This is a genomic window from Secundilactobacillus paracollinoides DSM 15502 = JCM 11969 (assembly GCF_001311135.1).
GTDB classification, from domain to species: domain Bacteria; phylum Bacillota; class Bacilli; order Lactobacillales; family Lactobacillaceae; genus Secundilactobacillus; species Secundilactobacillus paracollinoides.
The window spans coordinates 1-22841 of the sequence record NZ_BBAG01000046.1 but is presented as its reverse complement, the minus strand read 5'-3'; the positions used below and the strand labels follow the sequence as shown (position 1 = coordinate 22841).

The following is a 22841-nucleotide window of genomic DNA, read 5'->3' as shown; positions in this document are numbered from 1 at the left end:
AAACACTCAACGTTTTACGACCATCGCTGTTGCTACTGCTGCATTGTTTGTTTCACTTGTTGCTACTGAAAATTCAAATATGACTGCTCATCAAACGCCAGCGGATACTGTGACGACTGAGGCAGATGCAACAAGGGCAATCAGCCACTCAACGAGTGCTGCAACAGCCACGGTTGCTCATATGTCATATGGGTTTAAAACGGGTGCCAGCTCGTCGACTCCGGCAACTTACCGGTGGGCCAGCAAGACCATCACCTACAAGGTCAATGATAAGTCGACCTACTACAAACAGGTTTGGAACAGTGCTGTTAAACACTGGAACGCCACGAAGGTCATCAAGATGGTGCCCGTCCAATCCGGCAAGACAGCTGATATTACGTTAGCTTCTGCTAATAGCGATACTAAGAAGACCTCTGGCGACATTGTTGGGTTGACGTACACGTCTTACCACACCACCCAAACGATGGGTGATCTCAACGTTATGGCGAGTGCCAAATCATATGTGTACAAAAACATTGCCAACAAGATGCACTATTCGCAGCTTGACCGCGAACACGTAGCTGAACATGAGATCGGCCATGCGCTTGGTCTGGAGCATGCTGAAACGAAAAAGAGCGTGATGTATTACGCTAATCGGAGTTCAGCAATTACCTCAACCGATATCAAAGGGTTGAAGAACGCCTATAATAACAATAATTAATTGAAGTTCTAATTTAACGTAAACCGTTTTATGACCATAAAAAGATCAGCGTTCATCACCGCTAGCACGGGATGAGCGCTGATTTTTTCGTTTCATTTAAATCCGGTTTGAGACGCTTGTACGTCAGCTGAATTTAAACTATAATCGAACCATTAATTAATGACCTCATGATATTTTCATCATTGGGGTTACCCATCGGATTCTGACGAAAGCACAGCATCGGTATCGGTATTATAAATCAGACTGCAGGAGCGGCACTTACATGTTAGAAAACTTGTTAGCCACCATTCAAAAAGAGTACTTGGCTGAGCAACTGTACCACATCCTTGTCGGGATCGAAATTGAAGAAAATCGAATCGATAAAAATGGCCGTCTAAGTCGGCAGGAACACCCACAAGAACTTGGCTCCCGTCAGTTTCACCCGTACCTTCAAACCGATTTCGGTGAGGCTCAGGCTGAATTGATCACGGATCCAAATCCCAATATTGGTGGTGTCTTAGATCAACTTGACGCGTTGCAGACGGTCTTCTATCGCTCACTAAAGGGTGATGATCGCATCTGGCCAATGAGCATGCCGCCAGCTATCGATGAGGAAGACCGCCAGTACATTCGCGACCATTTTGAACGGCCAAACTATGCGGTGTACCGGGACTATCTCACGGAAAAGTATGATGTTGCCCCCAAAATTATCACGGGCATTCATCTTAATTTCAGTTTGCCTGACCCCGTCGTTAACCGATTATTTCCGTATTACGAGAACGAGTTTGCGAGCGTTAAGGATTTTAAGAATGCGCTGTATTTTCGGATCACCCAGAATCTCGTATTGCACCGGTGGTTGTTGACCTATTTATTTGGGGCGTCACCCGTTGCGGAAGCCGGATTCTTCGACAACTATCCGGTTGATGTGGACCTAACGCATCCCGTTCGGAGCATTCGCAGCAGCAAGTATGGCTACGCGAACCTGCCAGCTGACCACATGGACATGGGTGTCTACCAGTCGCTCAGTCATTTTGTGAAAACGATTGATGCTGCTGTCGCGGATGGTCATCTGTACGCGGCATCGGAGTTCTATGGCCCAGTTCGGTTACGCGGACAGGTCGAATTAAGCGACTATCTGCAGAAGGGAATTCGGTACCTCGAATTTCGAAACTTTGATCTGACACCGTTTACGCCAAATGGGGTCAGTCGTCATGCGATGTACTTTATGAAGCTCTTTTGGATCTATCTGCTTGTAACGCCAGTCGGTTTGACTGACATCGGGGCCCAATTGACACAGGCCGGGCGTGATAATGACCAAGTGGCGTTAGAAGACCCGAAACAACCAACGTTTAAGCAGGCAGAGGGCCAGGCAATCTTTCACCGGTTAGATGAACTTGCTAAGGCGTTAAACGCTCACAGCGAGCAAATTACAGCGGTTGACGACTTTGCGGAGTTTATGACCCATCCTGAACTGACACCAGCCGCCAAGATGGTTGATCAATTGGTCGATGGCAGCCTGATGACCTTTGGCAAGCAGCAAGCTGCCAAGTGGAAGGCGGACCGGATCGGTGAGCAGGATTTGATCCCAGCGATGTACCGGCTGCCGGTTCGTGCGCAGGAACTTGTTTTCCGCGCCATCCAATTGGGTATCCGTTACTACGTCGTGCATGATGAACACGGTTAAGCCTTGTTAATGCTGACGTATGATGGGTTGACGCAGGTGGTTCAGGCGGACAAGATTCCGGATGAGGCCGCTACGGCCTATCTGCAAGGCCTATTTCCTGATTTGCCGATGCCGGTTACCGATTCACTTAAAAACGAGTAACTGCCCTTAGATAACGATTCGAAGGTTTGATTTTTAACTGTGCACAGGCAAGAGCTTAAAGTTCACGTTACCTGTTCGACTAAAAAACGTCTTCAGCGCTGATTGCCAGCGACGAAGACGTTTTTTGTACACTGCTGTGCTTGTCCAGAGTCCCTCAAGACTTCAATACACAGCATTGGGGTTATTTTTGCTGTTTAACACGTGTTTGATGGTAGTAGTAAACCGGAATACCGATAGCGGTTAAAACAAGTCCAGTGACCGCTAAACCGGTTTGAGTGAGGATGGTGACAATGAGAATGAAGAAACCGCCAATAATGGCAATTACCGGAATGATCGGATAACCCGGTACGCGGTAGGGCCGTTGTAGTTCGGGTTCACGTTTTCGCAGGATAAACAGCGCGATGAAGAGCATCACGTTGAAGATCCGCATCACAAATACCAGCATGTCCGTCAGGGTGTCAAAGGATCCCATAAAGATCATCAACAGGGCAATGACAAACTCCGCAGCCCCAGCGAAATATGGAACGTAGGTGTGACGGGAAAGCCGTTTTAAGTACTTGCTGAAAGGCAGGGCGTTTTCCTCCGCCATCGCAAACGGCACGCGCATCCCAGTCAAAGTGTACCCGTTAATCGCGCCGTAAACGGAGACTAGGATCCCAATGGTGACAAGCTTACCACCCATTTGGCCAAAGATAAGGCGGGCAGCTTCGTAGGCCGTGTTTTGGTTATTGGCAATTTGACTGACTGGCAACGTCTTAACGAAGACGTAGTTGATCAGCGTATAGATCAATGTGATCAAGACCAGCCAAGAATGATGGCCCGGGGCAGATCTTTTTCGGGTCGTTTCATTTCACCAGCAATGTTCCCAATGTTTATCCAGCCATCATAGGCAAACATCGTGGCGAGCAAGCCACCGCTAAAGGCCGTCCAGTAGTTCAGGTGTGGCCCCGCAGTGATGGGAAACAGTGAGACGTTGACGTGAGCGTTAGAAAAGAGACCAACACCAACGATCAGCACGATCGGAATCAATTTAAAAATCAGCGTGATCGATTGAAAGGCACCCCCGACTCGGGCACCTAAAAAGTTGATGAGAAGGAGGGAACCGGCACACATGATTGCGATTGGAATCTGCCAAATGGTTGTCAGTTGGAATAGGTTGATGAACTGGGTGGCAAAAATAATGGAGAGGGCAGCCATGTTCGCTGGGTAGTAGACGAGCATCAGCGCCCAGCCCATTAAGAAGCCTGGCAGTTTGCCGTAGGTGTATTCAATATATTTGATAGCCCCGCCAGTTCGCGGGATAGCGGCTGCGAGCTCAGCTGTCGTTAATCCGCCGCAGATCGTGATGAGACCACCAAGAATCCAGGCAGCAATCGTCATGCTGGCGGAATGGGTCACACCGACTACGCTGGCAACTTTAAAGAAGACCCCGCCGCCAATGGTGGTGCCCATGACCGTTGCAAGCGCAGTAAATAACCCAATTTCACGTTTTAAGTGTGATTCGTTCATGACCGTTTCCTTTCGTTTTTACGCAATAGAACTGCATTATAGCAGAGTTAATGAACACTCGCAATCAGCTGCTAGGCCGTGTTTCTGCTGGTCTCATGAAACATTAATAATGTTAGGAAAAGTTGGAGAAAACGATGAAAAAATGGTAAAACGGTGAACCATTTGCGCTGATGGTTTTTATAAACGAAGCTGCAAATCGTTTCATGTCATCCCAACATGCATTTCGTTGACGCTTGCCATACATCAAAACGGTAAATGGTAGTTCGTAAGGAATTTTCCTCGACGGCAATCTAGCGACGCAACGAAGCGAAAGTCGAAAACTATATGAAAAAAATCAAAAAAAGAAGCCAAGCACAAGGCTTAGCTTCTCAAAACAACTTTTAGTTTAGTGGAACGCGAGATTCAAGAGGAGCACGATAATGATCCCGACGACTGAGATGACCGTTTCAAGCACCGTCCAAATCGAAAGTGTTTGCTTGATCGTCAAATCGAAGTATTCGCGGAACATCCAGAACCCAGCATCGTTAACGTGTGATGCGGCAAGTGAACCGGCACCAATGGCAAGTACCATCAGGCAGGGTCAACGCCGGCTTGGGTCATCAATGGGGCAACGATACCTGCGGCAGTCAATGATGCAACAGTAGCGGAACCCAAAGCGACACGTAGGATAACGGCAACGATCCAACCTAACAGCAGTGGTGACAAGCTTGAGTGAACGAAGATCTTGGCAACTTCATTACCGATACCACCGTCGATCAAGACTTGTTTGAATCCAGAACCACCACCAATAACCAACAGCAACATAGCGATTGACTTAACGGCGTCTTCAAGAGTGGCCATAATGTCCTTCGTTGCGCGGTTACGGTGCCAGCCCATTGACCACATTGCAAACAGCAATGAGATCAACATGGCAATAGCAGGGTCACCAATCAATGAAATGATTGAGTCAAGCATGCTAGGGTTCTTTGGGGTGTTCCCACCGTCAACGGTCATCTTGTAGATGGTCGTAATGGCCATCAAGATAACTGGGAAGAGGGAAGTCAAAACAGAGATACCAAAGCCTGGTTCTTGACCTGGTTCTGGCTTCTTCATTTCACCAAATGAGCTTAATGAACCCTTTTGCTTGAAAGCATATGGGGCAAACTTTTGCGCTAATTTAGTGAACAGAGGACCAGCAATGTAAGCTGCAGGAATCGCAACAACGATCCCAAATAACAGGACTTTACCATCGTTAGCATTCAAGGCTGCAGAAATTGCAACTGGTGCTGGGTGAGGTGGCAAGAACCCGTGGGTAACGGACAGGGCGGCAGCCATTGAAATCCCAAGGTAAAGCACTGGAACTTCAGCTTCAACGGCAATCGCGAAGACGATAGGCACTAACAGAATCATCCCAACTTCGAAGAAAAGCGCAAGACCAATAATGAATGATGCTAACATGATAGCGATTTGCAGTCTCTTACGACCGAACTTTTCAATCAAAGTTGAAGCAATGGTGTGGGCACCACCAGCATCGGCAACCAGCCGACCAAGCATAGCACCAAAACCAAAGACTAGTGATAATTCACCAAGTCCTGACCCGATACCAGTTTCAATACTGGTTGGGATTTTCGTTAATGGCATACCAAGTAAAATGGCAGTCACAACGGATGTGATGATCAGGGAAACGAAGGTGTTGATCTTGAATCTGATGATCAGGATCAGCAACAGGATGACCCCAATAAGAAGAGCAAGCAATTGCATAATAAGTAAACCCTTTCATTTAATTATTTTGAGAAGCCATCTGCCGCAAACAGATGGCCCTTCAATAACATAAATTATAATGTGAAGTGCGATCACATGCACGCATGCAATCTCGCCTCAGGTTGAACCCGATTATTTAACGTCGTCTGATTGCTTCTTTGCTTCCTGTGAACGCTGGAAGTCAGCAATGGCCTTGTACTCAGTTTGTAACTGACGGCTCAGACGAATGTAGATAGGAACCAATGCCCGGTAAGCTTCGTAAGTTTCAGGGTTTGGATGATGCACGTTTGCAACCCCGATAAACTTCTTCACTTCGCTCAGGTCATCGATCAAACCAAGACTGTACATCCCAAGTGTGGCAGCACCTAATGCGGTTCCTTCAACACTTTCAGGAATGGTAACGTCCTGTTCGAAGATGTCGGCTAACATTTGACGCCAGAGGGCAGAACGGGCGAAACCACCAGTTGCTTGAATACTCTTTGGCTTACCAACAACTTCTTCAAGAGCAATCATAACTGTGTACAGGTTATAAACGATCCCTTCAAGGGCGGCACGGACCATGTGGGCACGGGTGTGTGTCCGGGTCAAACCGAAGAATGAACCACGGGCATTAGCGTCCCAGATTGGGGCACGTTCGCCACCAAGGAATGGTGGAAGATCAAGCCGTCTGAACCAGCAGGCACCTTCGACGCAATTTCAGTCAACAAGTCGTAACTGTCGATCTTCATTTGTTCGGCGGTGATCTTTTCTGGTGCAAACAGTTGGTCGCGGACCCAACGGAAGACGATCCCACCGTTGTTGACAGGCCCACCAACGACCCACTTGTCCTTAGCGAGGTAGTAACAGAACACCCGCGCTTTAGGGTCGATCTTTGGTTTGTCAGTAATGACACGAACGGCACCAGAAGTCCCGATGGTCACCGCAACAACACCTGTCGATAGCGTCAACACCAAGGTTGGCCAAAGGACCATCAGAAGCACCCATAACAAATGGGGTTTCTGGGTCGATGCCGATAACCCGTGCGTAGTCGGCGTTCATGCCGGAAACTGTGTCTGTCGTATCCACAAGTTCTGGCAATTGGTCGCGTGTCACGCCGGCAAGTTCAAGGGCTTGGTCGTCCCAGTCCATGTTGAAGATGTTGAACATCCCGGTAGCATTAGCGATTGAGTAGTCTTCTTTTAAGACACCGAATAATTTGTAGATGATGTATTCTTTGATCCCGACGAACCAACGGGCCTTGTCAAACAAGTCTTTGTGTTCGTTTCGCAGCCAAATTAACTTGGTCAATGGGGTCATGGGGTGAATAGGGGTCCCGGTCTTCTCGTAAATTTGCTTACCAACACCGTTTTCGCGGAGTTCGTCGGCGTAATTTACGGCCCGGTTGTCAGCCCATGTAATGGCCCGTGTTAATGGCTTATGGTCGTCATCTAATAGGATGAGACTGTGCATAGCGGCTGAGAAGGAAACACCCTTCAGCTCGCCAGGCTTTAAGTTCGCTTTCCGTAAAACGGTTGTCAGACCGTCAACTAAAGCGGAGAAAATTTCTTCTGGATCTTCTTCGGCCATATCAGGTTTGTCTTGATAAAGCGGATACAAATTGTTGGAATAGCCACTGACTTTTCCTTTGTCATCAAAAAGTACCGTTTTAACACTGGTTGTCCCAATATCGAGACCAATCATATAATCCATAGGTGAGATACTTCCCTTCGTAAAACTTGTTTGTGTCTATATGACAGTATTAAAAAAATGGATAGTTGTAATTCGAACAAGGCTTATTATATGAAAATTTTTCTCAATTCAACCCTTTTGTTGTAAAATATTTACAATAACGAAATTAAATCTCAAATTTTTTTCACACATAGGAGGTCAAAACATTGGCACGCTCGGTATTAAGCAGTATTCGATCTTATTATCCAAACCTAAGTCGACTACATCAAAAAATTGCAGATTACATTTTTGCCCAACCCCAAATGGTCAGCGAGCTTACAATTAGCGAACTGGCAAAAAAGGTGGGCGTTTCGACCGCCTCGATTTCTCGGTTTGCCAAAACGGTGGGGTACGCTAACTACCGTGAGTTTAGCATGGATCTAGACAACGTTGCTACTGATAACAATCAGGGGACGATGTTTAAAAAGATCGACCCCAACGATTCACTGGATGAAATGGCGAAAAAAACCTTCCAAGCGATGATCGATGCGCTGATCTCAACGCAGTCTATCCTCCATGAAGACGAGTTAACGCAGGCGGTCAATCACATCCTGCACGCCGGCCAGTTGGCGTTCTTCGGGCTTGGTGGATCGTCCGTGGCAGCCCTTGACGGCTACCACACCTTCTTAAGAACTTCTATTAATAGTGAGTACTATCCAGACTTTGACGTTCAGTTGATGCAGGCGGCGAAACTGACGCGTGATGATTGCGCGATCATGATTTCGCATTCGGGGGAAAACCAGCAGACACTAACGGTGCTCAACCAATTGAAAAATAACCATGTACCGGTTATCGCAATTACGTCCTATGGCCGGTCATCGTTGGCGCAACGCGCGGATGTTGTGCTGTTGTCGTTAGCGGATCAGGTCAACAAACGCTCTGATGGCATGTATACACTAATTGCCCAGTTGGCGCTGATCGATAGTTTATTTACAATGGTCGCTATTAAATTGTCCAATAAGACTGAAGCTGTGATGTCACGGGTTAGAAGGGCGATTGATGAGACTAGGACAGAAATATAGAGTGTGGAAGGAGGCGGTTAGAGGGCGGAGCCTAAGCCAACTCTGACAGAAATTCCCGAACTTGGAATTTGTGTCAGAGTTGGCTTAGGCAGTAGCCCTCTGCCTCCTGGAACACGTTTCGACAATGTAAAATATTCCCACGTCGCAATGTCCCACCTCGGTAATCAGAGCCCGTGACATGGTGCCCTCGTTCCAAAAACGGAACACGCTTCATCAATGTCAACTAGCCCCAAGCCGAAATTAAACCAACCAAAACCAGCTAATCTCTCCGTTACATTTCACATCCTGGGCAAAAACAACAGGCTTAATCATAACCCCATCCACATCCGCACTCTCACAGCCATCCAAAGCATCCTAACAGTGTGTGGTAAAATAAACCATGAACACTTTCTAACGAGGATGAGGTCAAGTGAGAAAACGACGCATTGAACCAATCTACAACACAACTTATCGCCAAGTACGGCGCCGTTATGTTTGGACACGGACGCTCTTGATCATCGCTGTGATCTTGGTGGCCATCGGCGCTGGATGGGCTGGCAACGCTATAAACAAGCACAATTAAAACGGTACCCAATCCAGGGTGTTTCATTGACGCAGGATAACGGGTTTATTGATTTTCAACAACTGGCAAAACATGGCATTTCGTTTGCGTATTTGCGTGCGAGTTCAGGTGCTACTTATATGGATGATGATTTTAGCTCTAATTATTCGCGAGCATTAGGGTCTGACGTTAAGTTAGGCGTGTATCACGTATACAGTTTTTCAACGTCACCTAAGGCGCAAGCAACCAATTTTGAACGCGAGGTTGGGTCTAAAACGGGGACGCTACCGATTGCCGTACAGGTCGCATTCTACGGTGAGTATAACCAACGCACGTTGAAACAACCCTCGACAGCTAACCGGCTAGTTGATTTCATTAGAATACTTCGCAAACGTTATCACCAATCAGTGATCATCTGGTGTACGCCGACCGTGTGGCGATTGCTTAAGGATAGTGATATCGGGCAGACACAACGGTGGGTGAACAGTGGCAGTTTGACGCATGCTGGCACGGATATTTCCTTTATCGAGTATGATGACCAGGGCAGCGTGACGATGAATGGTCAAACGCAAACGGTACCGCGGTCCGTCTTTAATGGGACTAAGAAACAGTGGGCGGATTATTTAAAAGTAATCGCACAATAAAAAAGACCATCTAACGCATAGGTTAGGTGATCTTTTTATTGCGTTGCATTTTATGAGTCCTGTACCGGTGAAATCACATAGTAGACATCATCAGCCTCATCGAATAATTGCACGGGAATGTCATGGTCGGCCTGAATTGTGATGTGGTACATAGTGGTCTAGCAGCACGAGGGAGTCATTAGTGAGCGATTCAACTTGCGCTGGAATCGTTCGGTGATCAATGTTGACGGTTAGATCAGGCCCGATGACCAACGAGTGAATTCGCGTGTTATCGGTGAGCTGCAGCTGCCATGACCCGACGAAGATAATGGGAGAAACCTTTTTTGTTTTGTTTCGCATGTCGTTGTTTGGGCAGGAAGCCGCGGAAAAATGATTGCCCGTTCTTTAGCATATCTTTTGCATTCATTTAAACGACCTCCTTACACGTTTGATATAAATATAACATGAATGAAAAACTGTCTCTAGCGTTTTATCCCAATTTAACGGAAATCCAACCTAATGCGTATCATCTGATGTTAATAGCTGGTATCATTATTGTAAGAGTATTTTAAGGAGGGTTCAACCATGATTAAATTTGGCATTATTGGGACCAACTGGATCGCCCAGCAATTTGTAGACGCAGCGCAGGCTTCAGGCGAGTATGAATTGACGACGGTCTACTCAAGAAAAATGGCGACTGCAGAGGCGTTTGGCAGTAAAAATGGCGCCAGTCAATCCTTTGATGACCTCACGACATTTTCACGACCGGGGACTTTGACACGGTGTATATTGCCTCACCAAATAGTTTGCATTACGAACAAGCCGTCCAAGCAATTACAGCCGGTAAGAACGTGATTATTGAAAAACCGGCGTTTGCGACCCAGGCTCAAATGACCAAGATTCAATCATTACTCGCAGCTAACCCTGAATTGCACTATTTTGAAGCAGCACGCAACATTCATACACCGAATTTTGCAGCAATTGCAAAACAGATGGCTAAAATGCCAACGATTCAGGGCGGTAATTTTACCTACATGAAATATTCGTCCCGGTATGATAAAGTATTAGCCGGCGAAGAACCGAATGTGTTCTCCTTGAAATTTGCGGGTGGGGCGCTCGAAGACCTCGGTGTTTATCCAGTCTACGATGCAGTGACCCTGTTCGGTGTGCCCCAGGAAGTAGCCTATTTCCCACAACGTATTCAAACGGGCGTTGATGGCAAAGGCGTCGCGATTCTACGGTATGACGACTTTGATGTGACCCTCAACTTTGGTAAAACGACTAATTCGCACATGCCATCCGAAGTCTACGGGTTAAAGGACACGATTGTTATTGACGATGCGGGGGAGTTGACCCAGGCCAGCTATTTTGATGCTGAGGGTCACGAAACCGTGATCAGCACGCCGGTGACTGACAACCAGATGCTGCCTGAAGCTCGCGATTTTGCGCGCGTCCTTAACGACCCGGCAAATCCGCAGAACCAAGCAGACTATCACCGTTGGCTGGACCTTAGTGTTCAAGTCAACAAGGTATTATATAATTTAAGGCAGAACGGCGACATCGTCTTCGCGGACGAACCTGCTAACTAAAAGAAATGAGAGAATCTATTTAATGATAACTGAATTTGAAAAACGTTTTGAGAAACTGGGCTTTGACGAGCTCTCCCCAATTCAATCAGCGGTGTATGAACCGATGAAAAAAGGCGACAGTGTCCTTGGTCTTGCACCGACTGGGTCGGGGAAGACGCTGGGGTTCGTCGTGCCGATGCTGGAGCGAATTGCACCAGGAATGGGGATCCAGGCCATGATCATTGCGCCATCCCAAGAATTGGCGATGCAGTTGACCAACGTTACCCGGAGTTTTGCACAGTTGGTTGACTTGAAGGTCACTGCTTTAACCGGTGGTGCCAACATCAAAAACCAGTTTCAGCAACTCAAAAAACATCCTGAAATCGTGGTCGGCACACCGGGACGGATTCAAAATTTGGCTGATGAGCATAAACTGAAAATGAGCGACTTGCAAACGGTCATCATCGATGAAGCGGATGATCTATTGGCTGGAGAAACACTTGATACGGTGCGGTACATTCTTCAGTCAGCCCCGTCTGAGGTTCAACTTGGGTTCTTCTCCGCCACCGAAACGCCCATTTTACAGGAACTTGAAAAATGGTTTGGCCAACCGGTCACGCGGTATGATGTGCGTGACATTGACACGACCCAGGGTGAGGTCCGACATGGGCTGCTGACGGTTTCGAATTTTAAAAAAGCGGGGATGCTATCGAAGCTCGCGACCATCAAGCAGTTTAAAGCGCTTGTCTTTTTCAGCCACATGGGCTCCCTGCAACAAGCAAAGTCCTGGTTGGTGCACCATCATGCGCCAGTGGCAACGTTGACGGCAAACCAGCGGCAAACCGAACGACAAAAAGCACTCACAGATTTTCGACTGGGCCGTGTAAAGTTGCTGTTGTCAACGGATGTTGCGGCTCGCGGGTTAGATATTGCTAAGTTACCTGCCGTGGTGAACTATGAAATTCCGCGCTCAGCCAATGCCTACACCCATCGAACAGGCCGGACAGGCCGGATGGGTGAACCGGGACAGGTGATTAATTTTGGTGACGATCATGATTTTCGGGATCTGAAGCGGATGCTGAAGGATACGGACTATGCGTTAGTGCCGATCTATTACAACGACCATCAGCTAACCACCACGCCCTATGGGGACCGGAACGAAGCAGACACTCAGGCTCAGGATACTGATATGCCGGTGGTTCACGCGGCAAATGATAACGCGGCTGGTAAGGCGACGTCAGTCTCACAGGAACGTGGTGAGAAAACACCAGTTAAGCGTGATATCGTCGCACCAGCCAGCAGCAAACGGCATAAGAAAAACAAGCATTCCAAGCGTAAGGGAATGCGGCACAAAAGACAGGATTAGGCAAACTCACTGAACACCTTTACAATCGCGTCTAACCATGAGAAAATATTGAGTGTTCGTGTGTTGGCCCCATAGCACAACTGGATAGGGCACCCGCCTCCTAAGCGGATGATCCCGGTTCGAGCCCGGGTGGGGTCATTGCGCATCCAAAAAAGACGCAAACTGTTTCGACAACAGTTTGCGTCTTTTTAGTACCAAGATTATGCAGTTTCACTCGGTTCAGCAACGACCAAGACATTCACCTTCGCGTTGCGCACAACGTAAGCGGTGGTTGAGCCGACCAACAACCGGTCAATGGCGTCAGTTCCGGATTTTCCCATAACGATGAGGTCAACATCGTGGTCACTGGGATAGTCCGTGGCAATGACCTGCTTAGGGTTACCGTGCAGGATCTCTGTGGACACCGGGAAGTCGTCTTTTTCGGCTTGGGCTTTGCCTTCCGCCAGCACACTATTTGCATGGTCGGCAAGCTCGCCATAGTAGCCGCCGGAATTGGCGATTCCAGTGCCGGTTACCTCGTAAATGAGACGTTTGTCGTCTGCCACATTGACAAGGTGCAACGTGGCGTTAAAGGTGCGGGCTAGTTTGATGGCCTCGCCTAACGCTAATTGCGCGTTATGACTGCCATCGAGTGGTACCATAATATCGTTATACATGAAGCTCAACTCTTTTCTATATATAATTGGTCACCTTTATTTTGAAGCAAACTGTAAGTGGTTTCAATCAATCTGCCCAGATTCTCATGAGGTTTTTAAAATGCGCTGGCGAGGTCAGCGTTGGCCTTAAGTCGCGATTTATGATATAGTTTCAGTGTCAATGAAAACGAGGGATACTGATTGGAAAAGTTAGATTTTTATAAACATCATATTGAAAATCCACTCATCAATATTATTAATACCCGCGCTCAGGATAATAATTTTGAACGGCAGTGGATTCAGTTGCACGTGCCTAATCGTGATTTGCAGTATGCAATTTCCCAGTTAACGACGCTGAATTTACGACTGCTTCAACAAATTGAACTCTCCCAACCGGTGACGGCCGAGGGTTTGATTGCTGAATTGGATCTTAAAATGGGGGTCATAACCAAGAATGTGAACAAACTGTCGCGGTTAGGGTTTGTGACGCGCTCACATGAAGATATCAAACAGGCGACCTTTCAACTCACGAAAACAGGGAGTAAGGTCGTCATGATTCAAAATGAACTCGGCGACCTGCTTGACCAGCAGCATGCCCGGCTCGTTGAGAAGTACAGTCCTGAAGAACTATCGATCGTTGCTGATTTCTTAAAAGACATGCAGGAGGGCCACTAAGGGCCTCTTGTCAAGGAGCAGACTAGGATGCTGGTCTGCTTTTTTTCGCTCAAATAGTGGTGTGATAGGGCAACGTTTAGGCCAAATAATAGTATTCGATGTTTTCAGACATTTTTTAGAGGAAGCTGGTTGGGTCACAGCGTCATTGTAACCAGCAATGACACACAAAAATTATCCGCTGATTTCAAGCGTTTCTGGGTGACACTCGTTTCAAAAGTGGTAAGCTTTTAAACAGATGTTCGGGTGACGGGAGGTTGCCCGTGAATCGTCGACGTTGTCGGTAACAACGTTAAATCGAGTGAGCATACCAGACTGGTGACCGCAAGCCCTCAGGCGATATCCATAATTCGTGACTGTTATACAGTGCTGTATAAGCCGATCGAATGACCGATATCCCTGTCTAAAAGGCGGTTTACTGGGATTAACCACACGCAGGGAGGAAATTGCGAGATGATAGAATACCGTGATGTGGGCATGCACTATAACGATGACACACAGGTGCTGCACCATATCAATTTTACGATCAACGACGGGGAACTGTTTGTGTTGGTCGGACCAAGCGGTACGGGGAAAACGACTGCGTTAAAGATGTTAAACGGGTTGGTCGTGCCAACGGATGGCAACATTTATTTTGATGGGAAGCGGATTAAGGAATACGACATTCAAAAATTACGGTTGCAGATGGGCTATGTGTTGCAAAACATTAGCCTTTTTCCGAATTTAACGATTGAAGAAAATATCGGCATTCAACTGGAAGAACTCAAACGACCAGCTGCAGACCGCAAACAAATTGCGGCTGACCTGCTGAATACGGTGGGACTGCCGGCAGAAAAATACGCGCAACGGATGCCTGCTGAACTTTCTGGTGGTGAACAGCAACGCGTTGGGATCATCCGGGCAATTGCTGCCCAGCCGAAAGTGGTGCTGATGGACGAGCCGTTTAGTGCCCTCGATCCCGTTTCGCGGCATAATTTACAGGATCTTGTTTTACAGATTCACCAAAAGTACAACTCAACGATCCTGTTTGTGACCCATGATATGAACGAAGCGTTACGTCTGGGTGACCGAATCGGCGTGATGGCTGAGGGTGACATGCAGCAAATTGCCACGCCGCAGGCACTGCTTGATGAGCCCGCAAACGACATTGTGCGTTCCTTCTTCTCTGGCATTTCTAAGACAGAAAAGCCGGTCGTTGAACTCTTGAAACAGGCAAAGACTTGCACCGTAGTTAATGAAGCGACCGCGAAGACGTTACCACAAGTGAATGCGTTAATTTCCACGGCTGATCTGGTCACGACGTTGCGAGAACATCCAGATGGGGTTGTCGCTTTGAGCAGCGGCAGCTTGATCAAAATCACGATGAACGACCTGCTCGACTTTTTAGCCGCGGGAGGTGAAGCCCTTGTTTAAACAGATTGAAGAGGTGTTACGCACTCAAAGCGGTCAAATTTGGCAGGCCATTGGTGAGCACATTGCGATTTCGCTCATCTCGCTGTTGATTGCCTGTGTCATTGCAATTCCGCTAGCCATCGCACTGATGAATCATCACCGGGTGGCTGAATTCTTTCTCCAGGTTGCGGGTGTTTTTCAGACCATTCCCAGTTTAGCCATCCTCGGAATCCTGATCCCGTTTGTCGGCATTGGGACGGTGCCAGCCATCATTGCGCTGGTCGTGTATGCCATCATGCCGCTCTTTCAAAACACGTATGCGGGACTCACGGACATTGATCCGAGCCTGGAAGAAGCAGCTACGGCTTTCGGCCTTTCTCGCAGCCGTAAACTCTTTCGGCTAGAATTACCGTTGGCGATGCCGATGATCTTGTCCGGGGTCCGAATTGCTACCGTGATGATCATTGGGACAGCAACGTTAGCCGCTTTGATCGGGGCTGGTGGTCTTGGGACGTACATTATCCTCGGAATCGAAAATAATAACAACGCGCTGCTCTTGATTGGGGCCGTGCTGTCAGCAATCTTAGCCATCGTCTTCAGTGCCTTGATTCGACTTTTGGAGCGGGTGCGCATTACGAAACGCGGTGTGATTGCCACGCTTTGCGTTTTCCTGATTGCTTGTGGGGCGGGTGCGTTTAAGTATTTCGCACCAAGCCAGCAGACGATTACAATTGCCGGAAAGATGGGCAGTGAACCTGAGATCTTAATTAATATGTACAAAGATTTGATTCAACATGAATCACCGAAAACAAAGGTTGTCGTCAAGCCAAACTTTGGCGGTACCAGTTTCTTGTTTAAGGCCCTTGAAAGTAAGCAAATTGATGTTTACCCAGAGTTTACGGGTACCGTTCTTCAGGCAATCGTTAAGGATACCGGCAAGACACCGCATAATCCTCAGGTCACGTATAAGAAGGCCAAAACAGCGTTAGCTAAGCAAGACCAAATGACTTACCTCAAGCCGATGGCCTATCAAAATGGGTATGATCTGGCAGTGAGTCGTAGTTTTGCCAAAAAATATCACCTGAAAACGATTAGTGATCTCGCAAAAGTTGGCAGTCAAGCAACCGCCGCTTTTGACCCTGATTTCTACCATCAAGCCGATGGGTATCCGGGTTTAAAGAAAGCGTATGGCTTACATCTTGGCAACATCAAAACGATGGAATCCAGCATTCGCTATGATGCGATTGCAGATCACCGCGTTAACGTTGTGGATGGGTATACAACGGATCCTGAAATTCAAAAGGACCACTTGGTTGTGCTCAAGGATAACAAGCATTTCTTCCCACCGTATCAAGGAGCCCCGTTGATGACCAACACGTTTGCGGACCGCCATCCTGAGGTCAAACGCGCGTTATCTAAACTGTCCGGCAAGATCTCAACGACGGACATGCAGAAGATGAACTATGCAGTCACTTATAAACATGAAAAAGCCGCCACTGTGGCACGACATTATTTGAAGACACATGGGTTGTTAAACTAACTTTAGGGCACGTTTTGACAGGAATGTTGAAACGTGCTTTTTACTGATTTAATCGGTTTATGTATGATACAATTTATATAAAAATTTGATTGTGACCTGGCTTGAGATTGTGTGACGCTTATAGCGCATCATTATTTGAGTGACATATCTCTGTTGGTATATGCAATAAGTTGATAGATCAGGATAGGAATAATATAAAAGCAGCGTACCAATCAGTTATGAGATTGATTGGTACGCTGCTTTTTTAGTTAATTGGCATTCATTTATTCGTCGTACTTGGCTGTTGTGCTGAAACGCTTTGTTCTACGCACTAGTTTGTCTTTCTGAAAATGAACCACTTTGAGAAAAAGTAGTTCAAAATCACCACGACAATTTGGTCGATTAACTTCACCACGATGGTGTTGCCATTAAGCAGAGAAATCCCGACCCAGAGAATCAGTGCATCGACGCCCAATGATGCAATTCTGAAGAAGAAAAACGAGGCCATTTCCCAAATGAAGGTTCTTAAAACCATTGTCTTTGAATGAAAGACCCACAGTTTATTGGTGATAAACGCAAATAAAACAGACAAGAACCAAGCGATAACGTTGGCGACTTGGTAGTAGATATGGGGACTTAACCAAACAAACACACCAATGTTGATCAGCGTTGTTAACCCGCCAAAAAAAAGGTAGGAAATGACGGACTCATACTTATGAAACAGGGTGATAAGGGTTTGCATAGAAAGCCTTTCTTAATGCATGTCTGCATTATACAAAAGCAAGCCGGATCAGCGACTTGCTTAGGTAACGTTACTTCTTTTCTTTGACGATATATTTCGGTCGCTGTTTGGTCTCTAAGTAGATCTTACCGATATATTCACCTAGGATTCCGAGACAGAAGAGCTGCAGACCGCCTAGCATTAAGATGATTGAAACTAGGCTTGGCCAACCAGCAACTGAGCCACCGATGATCAAAGCCCGCAGCACGACAAAAATTAAACCACAGATCGATAGGAAGAAAGAAAATCCACCGACCCATGTGGCTAATCGTAAGGGGCATCGGAGAAATCGATGATGCCGTCGATTGCGTAGTTAAAGAGTATGCTCAGCGACCAATGCGTGGTGCCGGCAGCTCGAGGCTGACTCTCATATGTTAAATATTTTGTTTTATAGCCGACCCAGGCAAAGATCCCCTTAGAGAAACGATTATATTCCGGCAGGGCAGTAATGGAATCGACCATTTGGCGTGTCATTAAACGGTAATCACGGGTGTTTGGCTCGATTTTTACCTGTGACATGGTGTCGATAACTTTATAAAATCGTGATGAAAGGAACGCACGAATTCGGCTTTGACCTCGACGGGCCTTTTGAATCGTGCCAACACAGTCGTAGTCTTCCTCTTCAATGAGACGGATCATTTCAGGTAACAGCTCAGGTGGATCCTGAAGGTCCACGTCCATTACAGCGACCAGATCGCCGGTAGCGGCATCCAATCCGGCAGCTAGGGCAGATTCTTTCCCGAAATTACGTGAAAATGAAATATAGTGCACAGTTTCTGGATGCTGCTCTTGCAGCTGCTTTAAAATTTCAAGTGTTTTATCACTGGAGCCATCATTGACAAATTGATACTGTGGCTGATACCGTTCACCAGCGTCGTTGATACCAGTGAAGACCTTGGTTACAGCGTCATAAAATAGCATGATGGATTCTTCCTCATTGTAACAAGGCACAATCAGCTGATGGTACGCATAAAAAAACCTTCTCTCCCTACGAACTTTCATACACTATTCTAAGCTAAATCCTATGAAGAACAAAGGGGTTGTTTGTTAAAGTTGCATTAAGAGCGTGAAGCAAGGCGGTTAAGGGGCGGAGCAGAAGGGACTCTGGTCAGAAAAAGCCGGGCCTGCTTTTTTGACCAGAGTCCCTTCTGCAGTAGCCCCTTGCCTTGCTGAACGCGTTTCGACTAGAGGACAGAAAACAACATCGACATCAACGCATTACGGCAAATAACAGCAAAATACTAACAAACACTATCACATCTTTCAACTGCTCAACAGAATAAATGAGCTTATCAGTATCAAAAATAAAGATAGCACTTGAAGCCTTGATGTTAAGCGATTATGTATTCTACATCTATCTGGACATCCAACCAATTTACCCAATCAAATTCAAAAAAACAATTTTATTTTAAAACATCTCAGCAATTTAACGTAGCTATATAGTAACCAGCTCAAAAATCAAAAAATTCCGTTCCCTTAGCATTAAACTTCAGCAAGAAAGTGTTATCGATTTCGCGCATTTGCTATAATAATAGTCGAAAATAATTGGAGTGAATTTTAAAATGACAAAAATTAAAGTAATGACCATCTTTGGCACACGTCCAGAAGCCATTAAAATGGCCCCCATCGTTTTACGCATGCAACAACTCAGTGATGTGTTTGATCCCATCACTGTTGTGACTGCTCAACACAGGGAGATGTTGGACCAGGTCCTCGATATTTTTAAGATCAAGCCAGACTACGATCTCAACATTATGAAACCGAATCAAACACTGGCTCAAATTACGAGTCGAGTACTGACAAATTTGGACGACGTGATTGCTGAAGCAAAGCCGGACGTCATTTTGGTTCATGGCGACACAACGACCACTTTTGCGGCTAGCGTGAGTGCCTTTTATCACCAGATTCCACTGGGACACGTTGAAGCCGGGTTGCGGACGTGGGATAAGTATTCGCCATATCCGGAAGAGATGAACCGGCAATTAACGGATGTGTTAGCGGACCTTTACTTTGCGCCAACAGAATTGAGCCGCCAAAATCTGTTGAAAGAAGCCCATGATGACAGCCACATTTTTGTGACTGGCAACACGGCTATCGATGCTCTGCAGCAAACCGTCAATGCTGACTATCACCACGCTGTACTTGACGCTGTCGATGACCAGCACCGGATCATTTTGCTGACCATGCATCGTCGTGAGAACCAGGGGGAGCCCATGCGACGCGTCTTTAAGGCTATTCGTGAGGTAGTTGATCACCAGCCGGACGTTGAGGTCGTTTATCCCGTCCATCTGAGTCCGAAAGTGCAAACTGTTGCGCACGAAATACTTGGTGGCGATGACCGGATTCATTTGATCGACCCGCTAGATGTGGTTGATTTTCATAATCTTGCGGCTCGTAGTTATCTGATCATGACCGATTCTGGCGGTGTTCAGGAAGAAGCACCATCACTCGGGAAGCCAGTTTTGGTGCTACGCGATGAAACGGAACGGCCAGAAGGGGTGACTGCCGGAACGCTGAAACTCGTTGGAACGGATCCGGAAAAAGTCACCAGGGCCCTCACAACGCTATTGAATGATCAACAAGCCTACCAGCAAATGGCAGACGCTAAGAATCCATACGGTGATGGACATGCTTCCGAACGCATTTTAGATGCGATCCAGACCCATTTCCAACAAGCCTAACGGGGGAACAAGATGCAAAAGCGAAGTCTTGGGTTATTCATAAAAGCGCTCTGGGCGCACTATCAATCGGCAAATGTCAGTGATTCAGCCTCTGTGCTGTCCTACTACATGATGATGTCGGTCTTCCCAATCTTTTTGATTGTGGGTAACTTGATTGCGTTTTTGCACATTAAGTCGGCCATGGTTTTGCACTATCTGAAACCAGTTTTGCCGCTACCTTTTTATCAAACACTGGCACCGGTGATTCGCTCCTTTCTGGAACAGGGAAGTACCGGCACATTGTCGATCGGGATCATTGTGACGATTTGGTCCGCCAGTAAAATGGTGGCTGCGTTTCAACGCAGTATCAATCAAGCATATGGCATTCACAACACCAACGCGGTTATCAGCAGGTTCTTTTCGTTTATCTTCATCGTCGTGCTGGTCATTGGGATTACCCTGTTAGGACTGCTGTTCGGGCTGAGTGAAGCGATTTTGCGCGTTGCTAAGCCGTGGTTTCAATTTTCAAATCAATTTACAGCGTTCATTGGCAATATTAAATGGCCGATCTCCTTCATTGGTATCTTTGTCCTGAGCTACATCCTTTACGCCATCGTGCCATCCGTGCGCGTTAAGTACCGCTATGTATGGGCGGGTGCCCTGGTTACGACGGCTGGCTGGTTGGGATTAGGCCAAATCTTTTCACTCTATATTCGGTACTTTGAAACGAATGTGACCAGTTACAAGACGATTAGTACCTTCATCATTTTAATGCTGTGGATGAACTTAGCCGGGATGGTCTTACTGATCGGCGGGATTGTCAATGCGACACTTCAAGAATGGTTTCAAGGTGAGATCCAGGAGATGCACTTTGTGGATCAGATCATGGATACTGCCCGTCATAGCCATCAAAAGCATTTAGCCAAAAAGAAGCATTCTGGTCAGACTAAGGCGAAACCCACACCGCCTAAGAAAAAGCCAACGAACAAGACGGCTACGAAGGCGAAGCCAGCTGCCCGGCCAAAAATCGGTCACAATTGCAGACTAAGCGGCCACCGGTGAATGGCCAAAAAAATAAACCAATGACAAGACACTAAAAGAGCGTTGCCAGTGACCATTTGGTATCCTGACAACGCTCTGATAGTTAGCGGCTTAGGCGTTGGCCTTAGCGACAATTTTTTCGACAAACGCATCGAGGGTTTCGATGTCGTCTTCATCGGGTTCCAAGTTGATTTTGACATCCTCGGCACCCTGGGTTGCTTTAGCGGTCTTAAAGGCGGCACTAAAGGCATCAACGGCGACGTTGAAGTCGTCTTCGTAAAAGACATCACCAGACCCGGCAACCCCATAAACCTTACCCGTGAGGTCAAGGTCCTGTAAGTCTTCATAGAAGTCCATGCCTTCTTCTGGGAGTTCACCTTCGTCGTACGTGTACGGGCAAACGATGCAGATATCCACGTCGTTCAGTTCTTCGGCGTCCGTTTGAGAAATTTCAGTTTCTTCAACGTCGACGCCAAGTTCTTCGAGTTTGTCGGTGACGATGTCCGCGACGTCTTCATTGTTTCCAGTAATTGTTGCGTATACTACGTGAGCACTTGCCATAATTTTTCTACCTCGATCATGTTTAATATGAATTAACGTTAGTATAGCAAACTAAAACAGGAGTGTGAACCAACCTTGACTTCAGAAAACGAAAAGATTCCAGTCATCACAAAAATCGAAACGCAAAAACGGGCGGGTCGTTACAATGTTTATTTAGATGGCCGATACGCCTTTCCGGTAAGCGAGGATGTTTTGGTCCGCTTTCGGCTGTTTAAAGGCAGTGAGGTCGATGTCCAGTTGCGAGAACAACTTGAGAACGCGGATCAGCAATCTCAAGCGTGGGGCGTGGCACTGGGGTACATTTCATACCAGCAGCGGACTGAAAAAGAAACCATCGATTACCTTGTGAAAAAGGAATACGACCCTGAAACAATTGATGCGGTCATTGGTCGCTTAAAAGAAGAGCTAGTTTTAAACGACAAACACTATGCGTACAGCTATGTGCGCACAATGCGACGGACCAGCGATAAGGGACAGACAGTGATTCGACGGACGTTGCAGCAAAAACACGTGGCGCCGACCTACGTTGATGAAGCCTTGGCGGATGAATATGATTTGGACGCGCAGCTCACTAAATTGGCTGAACTGGTACCTAAGTTACAACGGCAGTACCGAAAAGAAACGCCGCGACTGCAACGACAAAAGGTGCAAAAACGGTTGGTCGACCGCGGGTATTCGTTTGATGTGGTCGACGAAGCGTTGAACGATGTTAGCTTTGAGATGAGTGCGGATGACCAGGCAGAGTTGATGGCACCTCAGGCTGAAAAGCTGTGGCGCCGGTATCGGGCACAACCGGAAAGTCAACGGAAGATGAAGGTGCGGCAGGCGCTTTATCGGAAGGGGTTTTCTGGGGAGTTGATCAGTGCTTGGTTTGAGGAGCTGGAAGACGAATAGGTAAGTTGCGTTTTGATGTAGTCGTTTTGGAGTGGTGAGATTTTTGCACGAAGCGTTTTTGTTTCGTTGAGGAGCACCTTCATAGTCTTTGATTGCTTTCAATGTC

The 22841-nt window shown here is 47.0% G+C and carries 19 protein-coding genes, 1 tRNA gene and 5 pseudogenes; 15 read left to right on the top strand and 10 right to left on the bottom strand.

The annotated features are described in order from the left end of the window. The 3 genes from JCM11969_RS12645 to JCM11969_RS20000 all read left to right on the top strand — a co-directional run. Nucleotides 1-700: matrixin family metalloprotease (locus JCM11969_RS12645; protein ID WP_054711719.1), on the top strand; the 700-nt coding region annotated here is incomplete at its 5' end. Nucleotides 701-962: 262 nt separating this feature from the next. Beyond that, a complete protein-coding gene (locus JCM11969_RS12640; protein WP_082409344.1) occupies nt 963-2363 on the top strand; it encodes a gamma-glutamylcysteine synthetase in 1401 nt (466 codons plus the stop codon). Between the two features lie 9 nt (nt 2364-2372). Beyond that, nucleotides 2373-2504, top strand: coding sequence for a hypothetical protein (locus tag JCM11969_RS20000; RefSeq protein WP_263850073.1), 132 nt, complete (start codon nt 2373-2375; stop codon nt 2502-2504). A gap of 181 nt (nt 2505-2685) precedes the next feature. Here JCM11969_RS20000 and JCM11969_RS12635 read toward each other — a convergent pair. The 3 pseudogenes from JCM11969_RS12635 to gntK form a co-directional block, all read right to left on the bottom strand. Next, nucleotides 2686-4013 (bottom strand): annotated as a pseudogene (locus JCM11969_RS12635) (APC family permease). 385 nt (nt 4014-4398) lie between these two features. Further along, nucleotides 4399-5753 (bottom strand): annotated as a pseudogene (locus JCM11969_RS12630) (gluconate:H+ symporter). Nucleotides 5754-5885: 132 nt separating this feature from the next. Further along, nucleotides 5886-7442, bottom strand: a pseudogene (gene gntK, locus JCM11969_RS12625) (gluconokinase). 185 nt (nt 7443-7627) lie between these two features. Here gntK and JCM11969_RS12620 point away from each other — a divergent pair. From JCM11969_RS12620 to JCM11969_RS12615, 3 genes are all read left to right on the top strand, one after another. Then, nucleotides 7628-8482, top strand: coding sequence for a MurR/RpiR family transcriptional regulator (locus JCM11969_RS12620; RefSeq protein WP_054711717.1), 855 nt, complete (start codon nt 7628-7630; stop codon nt 8480-8482). Nucleotides 8483-8891: 409 nt separating this feature from the next. Then, a complete protein-coding gene (locus tag JCM11969_RS18090) occupies nt 8892-9044 on the top strand; it encodes a hypothetical protein (RefSeq protein ID WP_162231478.1) in 153 nt (50 codons plus the stop codon). Further along, nucleotides 9011-9667 (top strand): GH25 family lysozyme, encoded by a 657-nt coding sequence (locus tag JCM11969_RS12615; RefSeq protein WP_054711714.1) that lies wholly within the window; start codon nt 9011-9013, stop codon nt 9665-9667. The genes JCM11969_RS18090 and JCM11969_RS12615 overlap by 34 nt, the downstream gene beginning before the upstream one ends. 50 nt (nt 9668-9717) lie before the next feature. Here the strand turns inward: JCM11969_RS12615 and JCM11969_RS20495 are convergent, their stop codons facing one another. Genes JCM11969_RS20495 through JCM11969_RS19265 form a run of 3 tightly spaced genes read right to left on the bottom strand, consistent with a single transcriptional unit; the run spans nt 9718 to nt 10073 of the window. Next, a complete protein-coding gene (locus JCM11969_RS20495; protein ID WP_156319359.1) occupies nt 9718-9819 on the bottom strand; it encodes a DUF4828 domain-containing protein in 102 nt (33 codons plus the stop codon). Then, entirely contained in the window at nt 9788-9919 is a 132-nt protein-coding gene (locus tag JCM11969_RS20490; protein ID WP_369523237.1) for a DUF4828 domain-containing protein, read from the bottom strand. The genes JCM11969_RS20495 and JCM11969_RS20490 overlap by 32 nt, the downstream gene beginning before the upstream one ends. Before the next feature lie 16 nt (nt 9920-9935). Further along, on the bottom strand, nt 9936-10073 hold the full coding sequence (locus tag JCM11969_RS19265) for a hypothetical protein (protein WP_225353291.1): 138 nt from the start codon (nt 10071-10073) through the stop codon (nt 9936-9938). Nucleotides 10074-10231: 158 nt separating this feature from the next. Between JCM11969_RS19265 and JCM11969_RS12610 the strand changes: the two are divergent. The 3 genes and pseudogenes from JCM11969_RS12610 (at nt 10232) to JCM11969_RS12600 (ending at nt 12718) form a co-directional block, all read left to right on the top strand. Then, nucleotides 10232-11235, top strand: a pseudogene (locus tag JCM11969_RS12610) (Gfo/Idh/MocA family protein). Nucleotides 11236-11257: 22 nt separating this feature from the next. Next, nucleotides 11258-12580 carry a DEAD/DEAH box helicase gene (locus tag JCM11969_RS12605; protein WP_054711712.1) on the top strand — a complete coding sequence of 441 codons (1323 nt, stop codon included), beginning with the start codon at nt 11258-11260 and terminating at the stop codon, nt 12578-12580. A 65-nt stretch (nt 12581-12645) separates the two neighbouring features. After that, nucleotides 12646-12718: transfer RNA gene (locus tag JCM11969_RS12600), tRNA-Arg, on the top strand. Between the two features lie 62 nt (nt 12719-12780). Here JCM11969_RS12600 and JCM11969_RS12595 read toward each other — a convergent pair. After that, entirely contained in the window at nt 12781-13236 is a 456-nt protein-coding gene (locus JCM11969_RS12595; RefSeq protein ID WP_054711710.1) for a universal stress protein, read from the bottom strand. Nucleotides 13237-13416: 180 nt separating this feature from the next. Here JCM11969_RS12595 and JCM11969_RS12590 point away from each other — a divergent pair, with 180 nt between their 5' ends. The 3 genes from JCM11969_RS12590 to JCM11969_RS12580 all read left to right on the top strand — a co-directional run bounded on the left by JCM11969_RS12590 (nt 13417) and on the right by JCM11969_RS12580 (nt 16819). Beyond that, nucleotides 13417-13890 (top strand): winged helix DNA-binding protein, encoded by a 474-nt coding sequence (locus JCM11969_RS12590; protein WP_054711708.1) that lies wholly within the window; start codon nt 13417-13419, stop codon nt 13888-13890. 450 nt (nt 13891-14340) lie between these two features. Further along, a complete protein-coding gene (locus JCM11969_RS12585; RefSeq protein WP_054711706.1) occupies nt 14341-15300 on the top strand; it encodes an ATP-binding cassette domain-containing protein in 960 nt (319 codons plus the stop codon). After that, nucleotides 15293-16819: an ABC transporter permease/substrate-binding protein gene (locus JCM11969_RS12580; protein ID WP_054711704.1), complete on the top strand. Its 1527-nt coding sequence runs from the start codon at nt 15293-15295 to the stop codon at nt 16817-16819. Before JCM11969_RS12585 ends, JCM11969_RS12580 begins: the two co-directional genes overlap by 8 nt. 310 nt (nt 16820-17129) lie before the next feature. On the opposite strand, the gene JCM11969_RS12575 is transcribed toward JCM11969_RS12580, so the two are convergent. After that, a complete protein-coding gene (locus JCM11969_RS12575; RefSeq protein ID WP_054711702.1) occupies nt 17130-17540 on the bottom strand; it encodes a GtrA family protein in 411 nt (136 codons plus the stop codon). A 70-nt stretch (nt 17541-17610) separates the two neighbouring features. Beyond that, nucleotides 17611-18581, bottom strand: a pseudogene (locus tag JCM11969_RS12570) (glycosyltransferase family 2 protein). 560 nt (nt 18582-19141) lie between these two features. Between JCM11969_RS12570 and wecB the strand changes: the two are divergent. Beyond that, nucleotides 19142-20260, top strand: coding sequence for a non-hydrolyzing UDP-N-acetylglucosamine 2-epimerase (wecB, locus tag JCM11969_RS12565; RefSeq protein ID WP_054711700.1), 1119 nt, complete (start codon nt 19142-19144; stop codon nt 20258-20260). Between the two features lie 12 nt (nt 20261-20272). Beyond that, nucleotides 20273-21301: a YihY/virulence factor BrkB family protein gene (locus tag JCM11969_RS12560; protein WP_054711698.1), complete on the top strand. Its 1029-nt coding sequence runs from the start codon at nt 20273-20275 to the stop codon at nt 21299-21301. A gap of 90 nt (nt 21302-21391) precedes the next feature. Here JCM11969_RS12560 and JCM11969_RS12555 read toward each other — a convergent pair whose 3' ends face one another. Then, nucleotides 21392-21841: a flavodoxin gene (locus JCM11969_RS12555; protein WP_054711696.1), complete on the bottom strand. Its 450-nt coding sequence runs from the start codon at nt 21839-21841 to the stop codon at nt 21392-21394. Nucleotides 21842-21916: 75 nt separating this feature from the next. Here JCM11969_RS12555 and recX point away from each other — a divergent pair, with 75 nt between their 5' ends. Beyond that, nucleotides 21917-22735, top strand: coding sequence for a recombination regulator RecX (gene recX / locus JCM11969_RS12550; protein WP_054711694.1), 819 nt, complete (start codon nt 21917-21919; stop codon nt 22733-22735). The last annotated feature ends 106 nt before the right edge of the window (nt 22736-22841 follow it).

What these genes read in the sequence shown, in the direction of transcription:
- JCM11969_RS12595 (WP_054711710.1), bottom strand. Translation starts at nt 13,236, where the DNA reads ATGTATAACGATATTATGGTACCACTCGATGGCAGTCATAACGCGCAA.
- JCM11969_RS20000 (WP_263850073.1), top strand. Translation starts at nt 2,373, where the DNA reads ATGCTGACGTATGATGGGTTGACGCAGGTGGTTCAGGCGGACAAGATT.
- JCM11969_RS12615 (WP_054711714.1), top strand. Translation starts at nt 9,011, where the DNA reads ATGGGCTGGCAACGCTATAAACAAGCACAATTAAAACGGTACCCAATC.
- JCM11969_RS12640 (WP_082409344.1), top strand. Translation starts at nt 963, where the DNA reads ATGTTAGAAAACTTGTTAGCCACCATTCAAAAAGAGTACTTGGCTGAG.
- JCM11969_RS20495 (WP_156319359.1), bottom strand. Translation starts at nt 9,819, where the DNA reads ATGTACCACATCACAATTCAGGCCGACCATGACATTCCCGTGCAATTA.
- JCM11969_RS12605 (WP_054711712.1), top strand. Translation starts at nt 11,258, where the DNA reads ATGATAACTGAATTTGAAAAACGTTTTGAGAAACTGGGCTTTGACGAG.
- JCM11969_RS12575 (WP_054711702.1), bottom strand. Translation starts at nt 17,540, where the DNA reads ATGCAAACCCTTATCACCCTGTTTCATAAGTATGAGTCCGTCATTTCC.
- JCM11969_RS12555 (WP_054711696.1), bottom strand. Translation starts at nt 21,841, where the DNA reads ATGGCAAGTGCTCACGTAGTATACGCAACAATTACTGGAAACAATGAA.
- JCM11969_RS19265 (WP_225353291.1), bottom strand. Translation starts at nt 10,073, where the DNA reads ATGAATGCAAAAGATATGCTAAAGAACGGGCAATCATTTTTCCGCGGC.
- wecB (WP_054711700.1), top strand. Translation starts at nt 19,142, where the DNA reads ATGACAAAAATTAAAGTAATGACCATCTTTGGCACACGTCCAGAAGCC.
- JCM11969_RS12560 (WP_054711698.1), top strand. Translation starts at nt 20,273, where the DNA reads ATGCAAAAGCGAAGTCTTGGGTTATTCATAAAAGCGCTCTGGGCGCAC.
- JCM11969_RS12585 (WP_054711706.1), top strand. Translation starts at nt 14,341, where the DNA reads ATGATAGAATACCGTGATGTGGGCATGCACTATAACGATGACACACAG.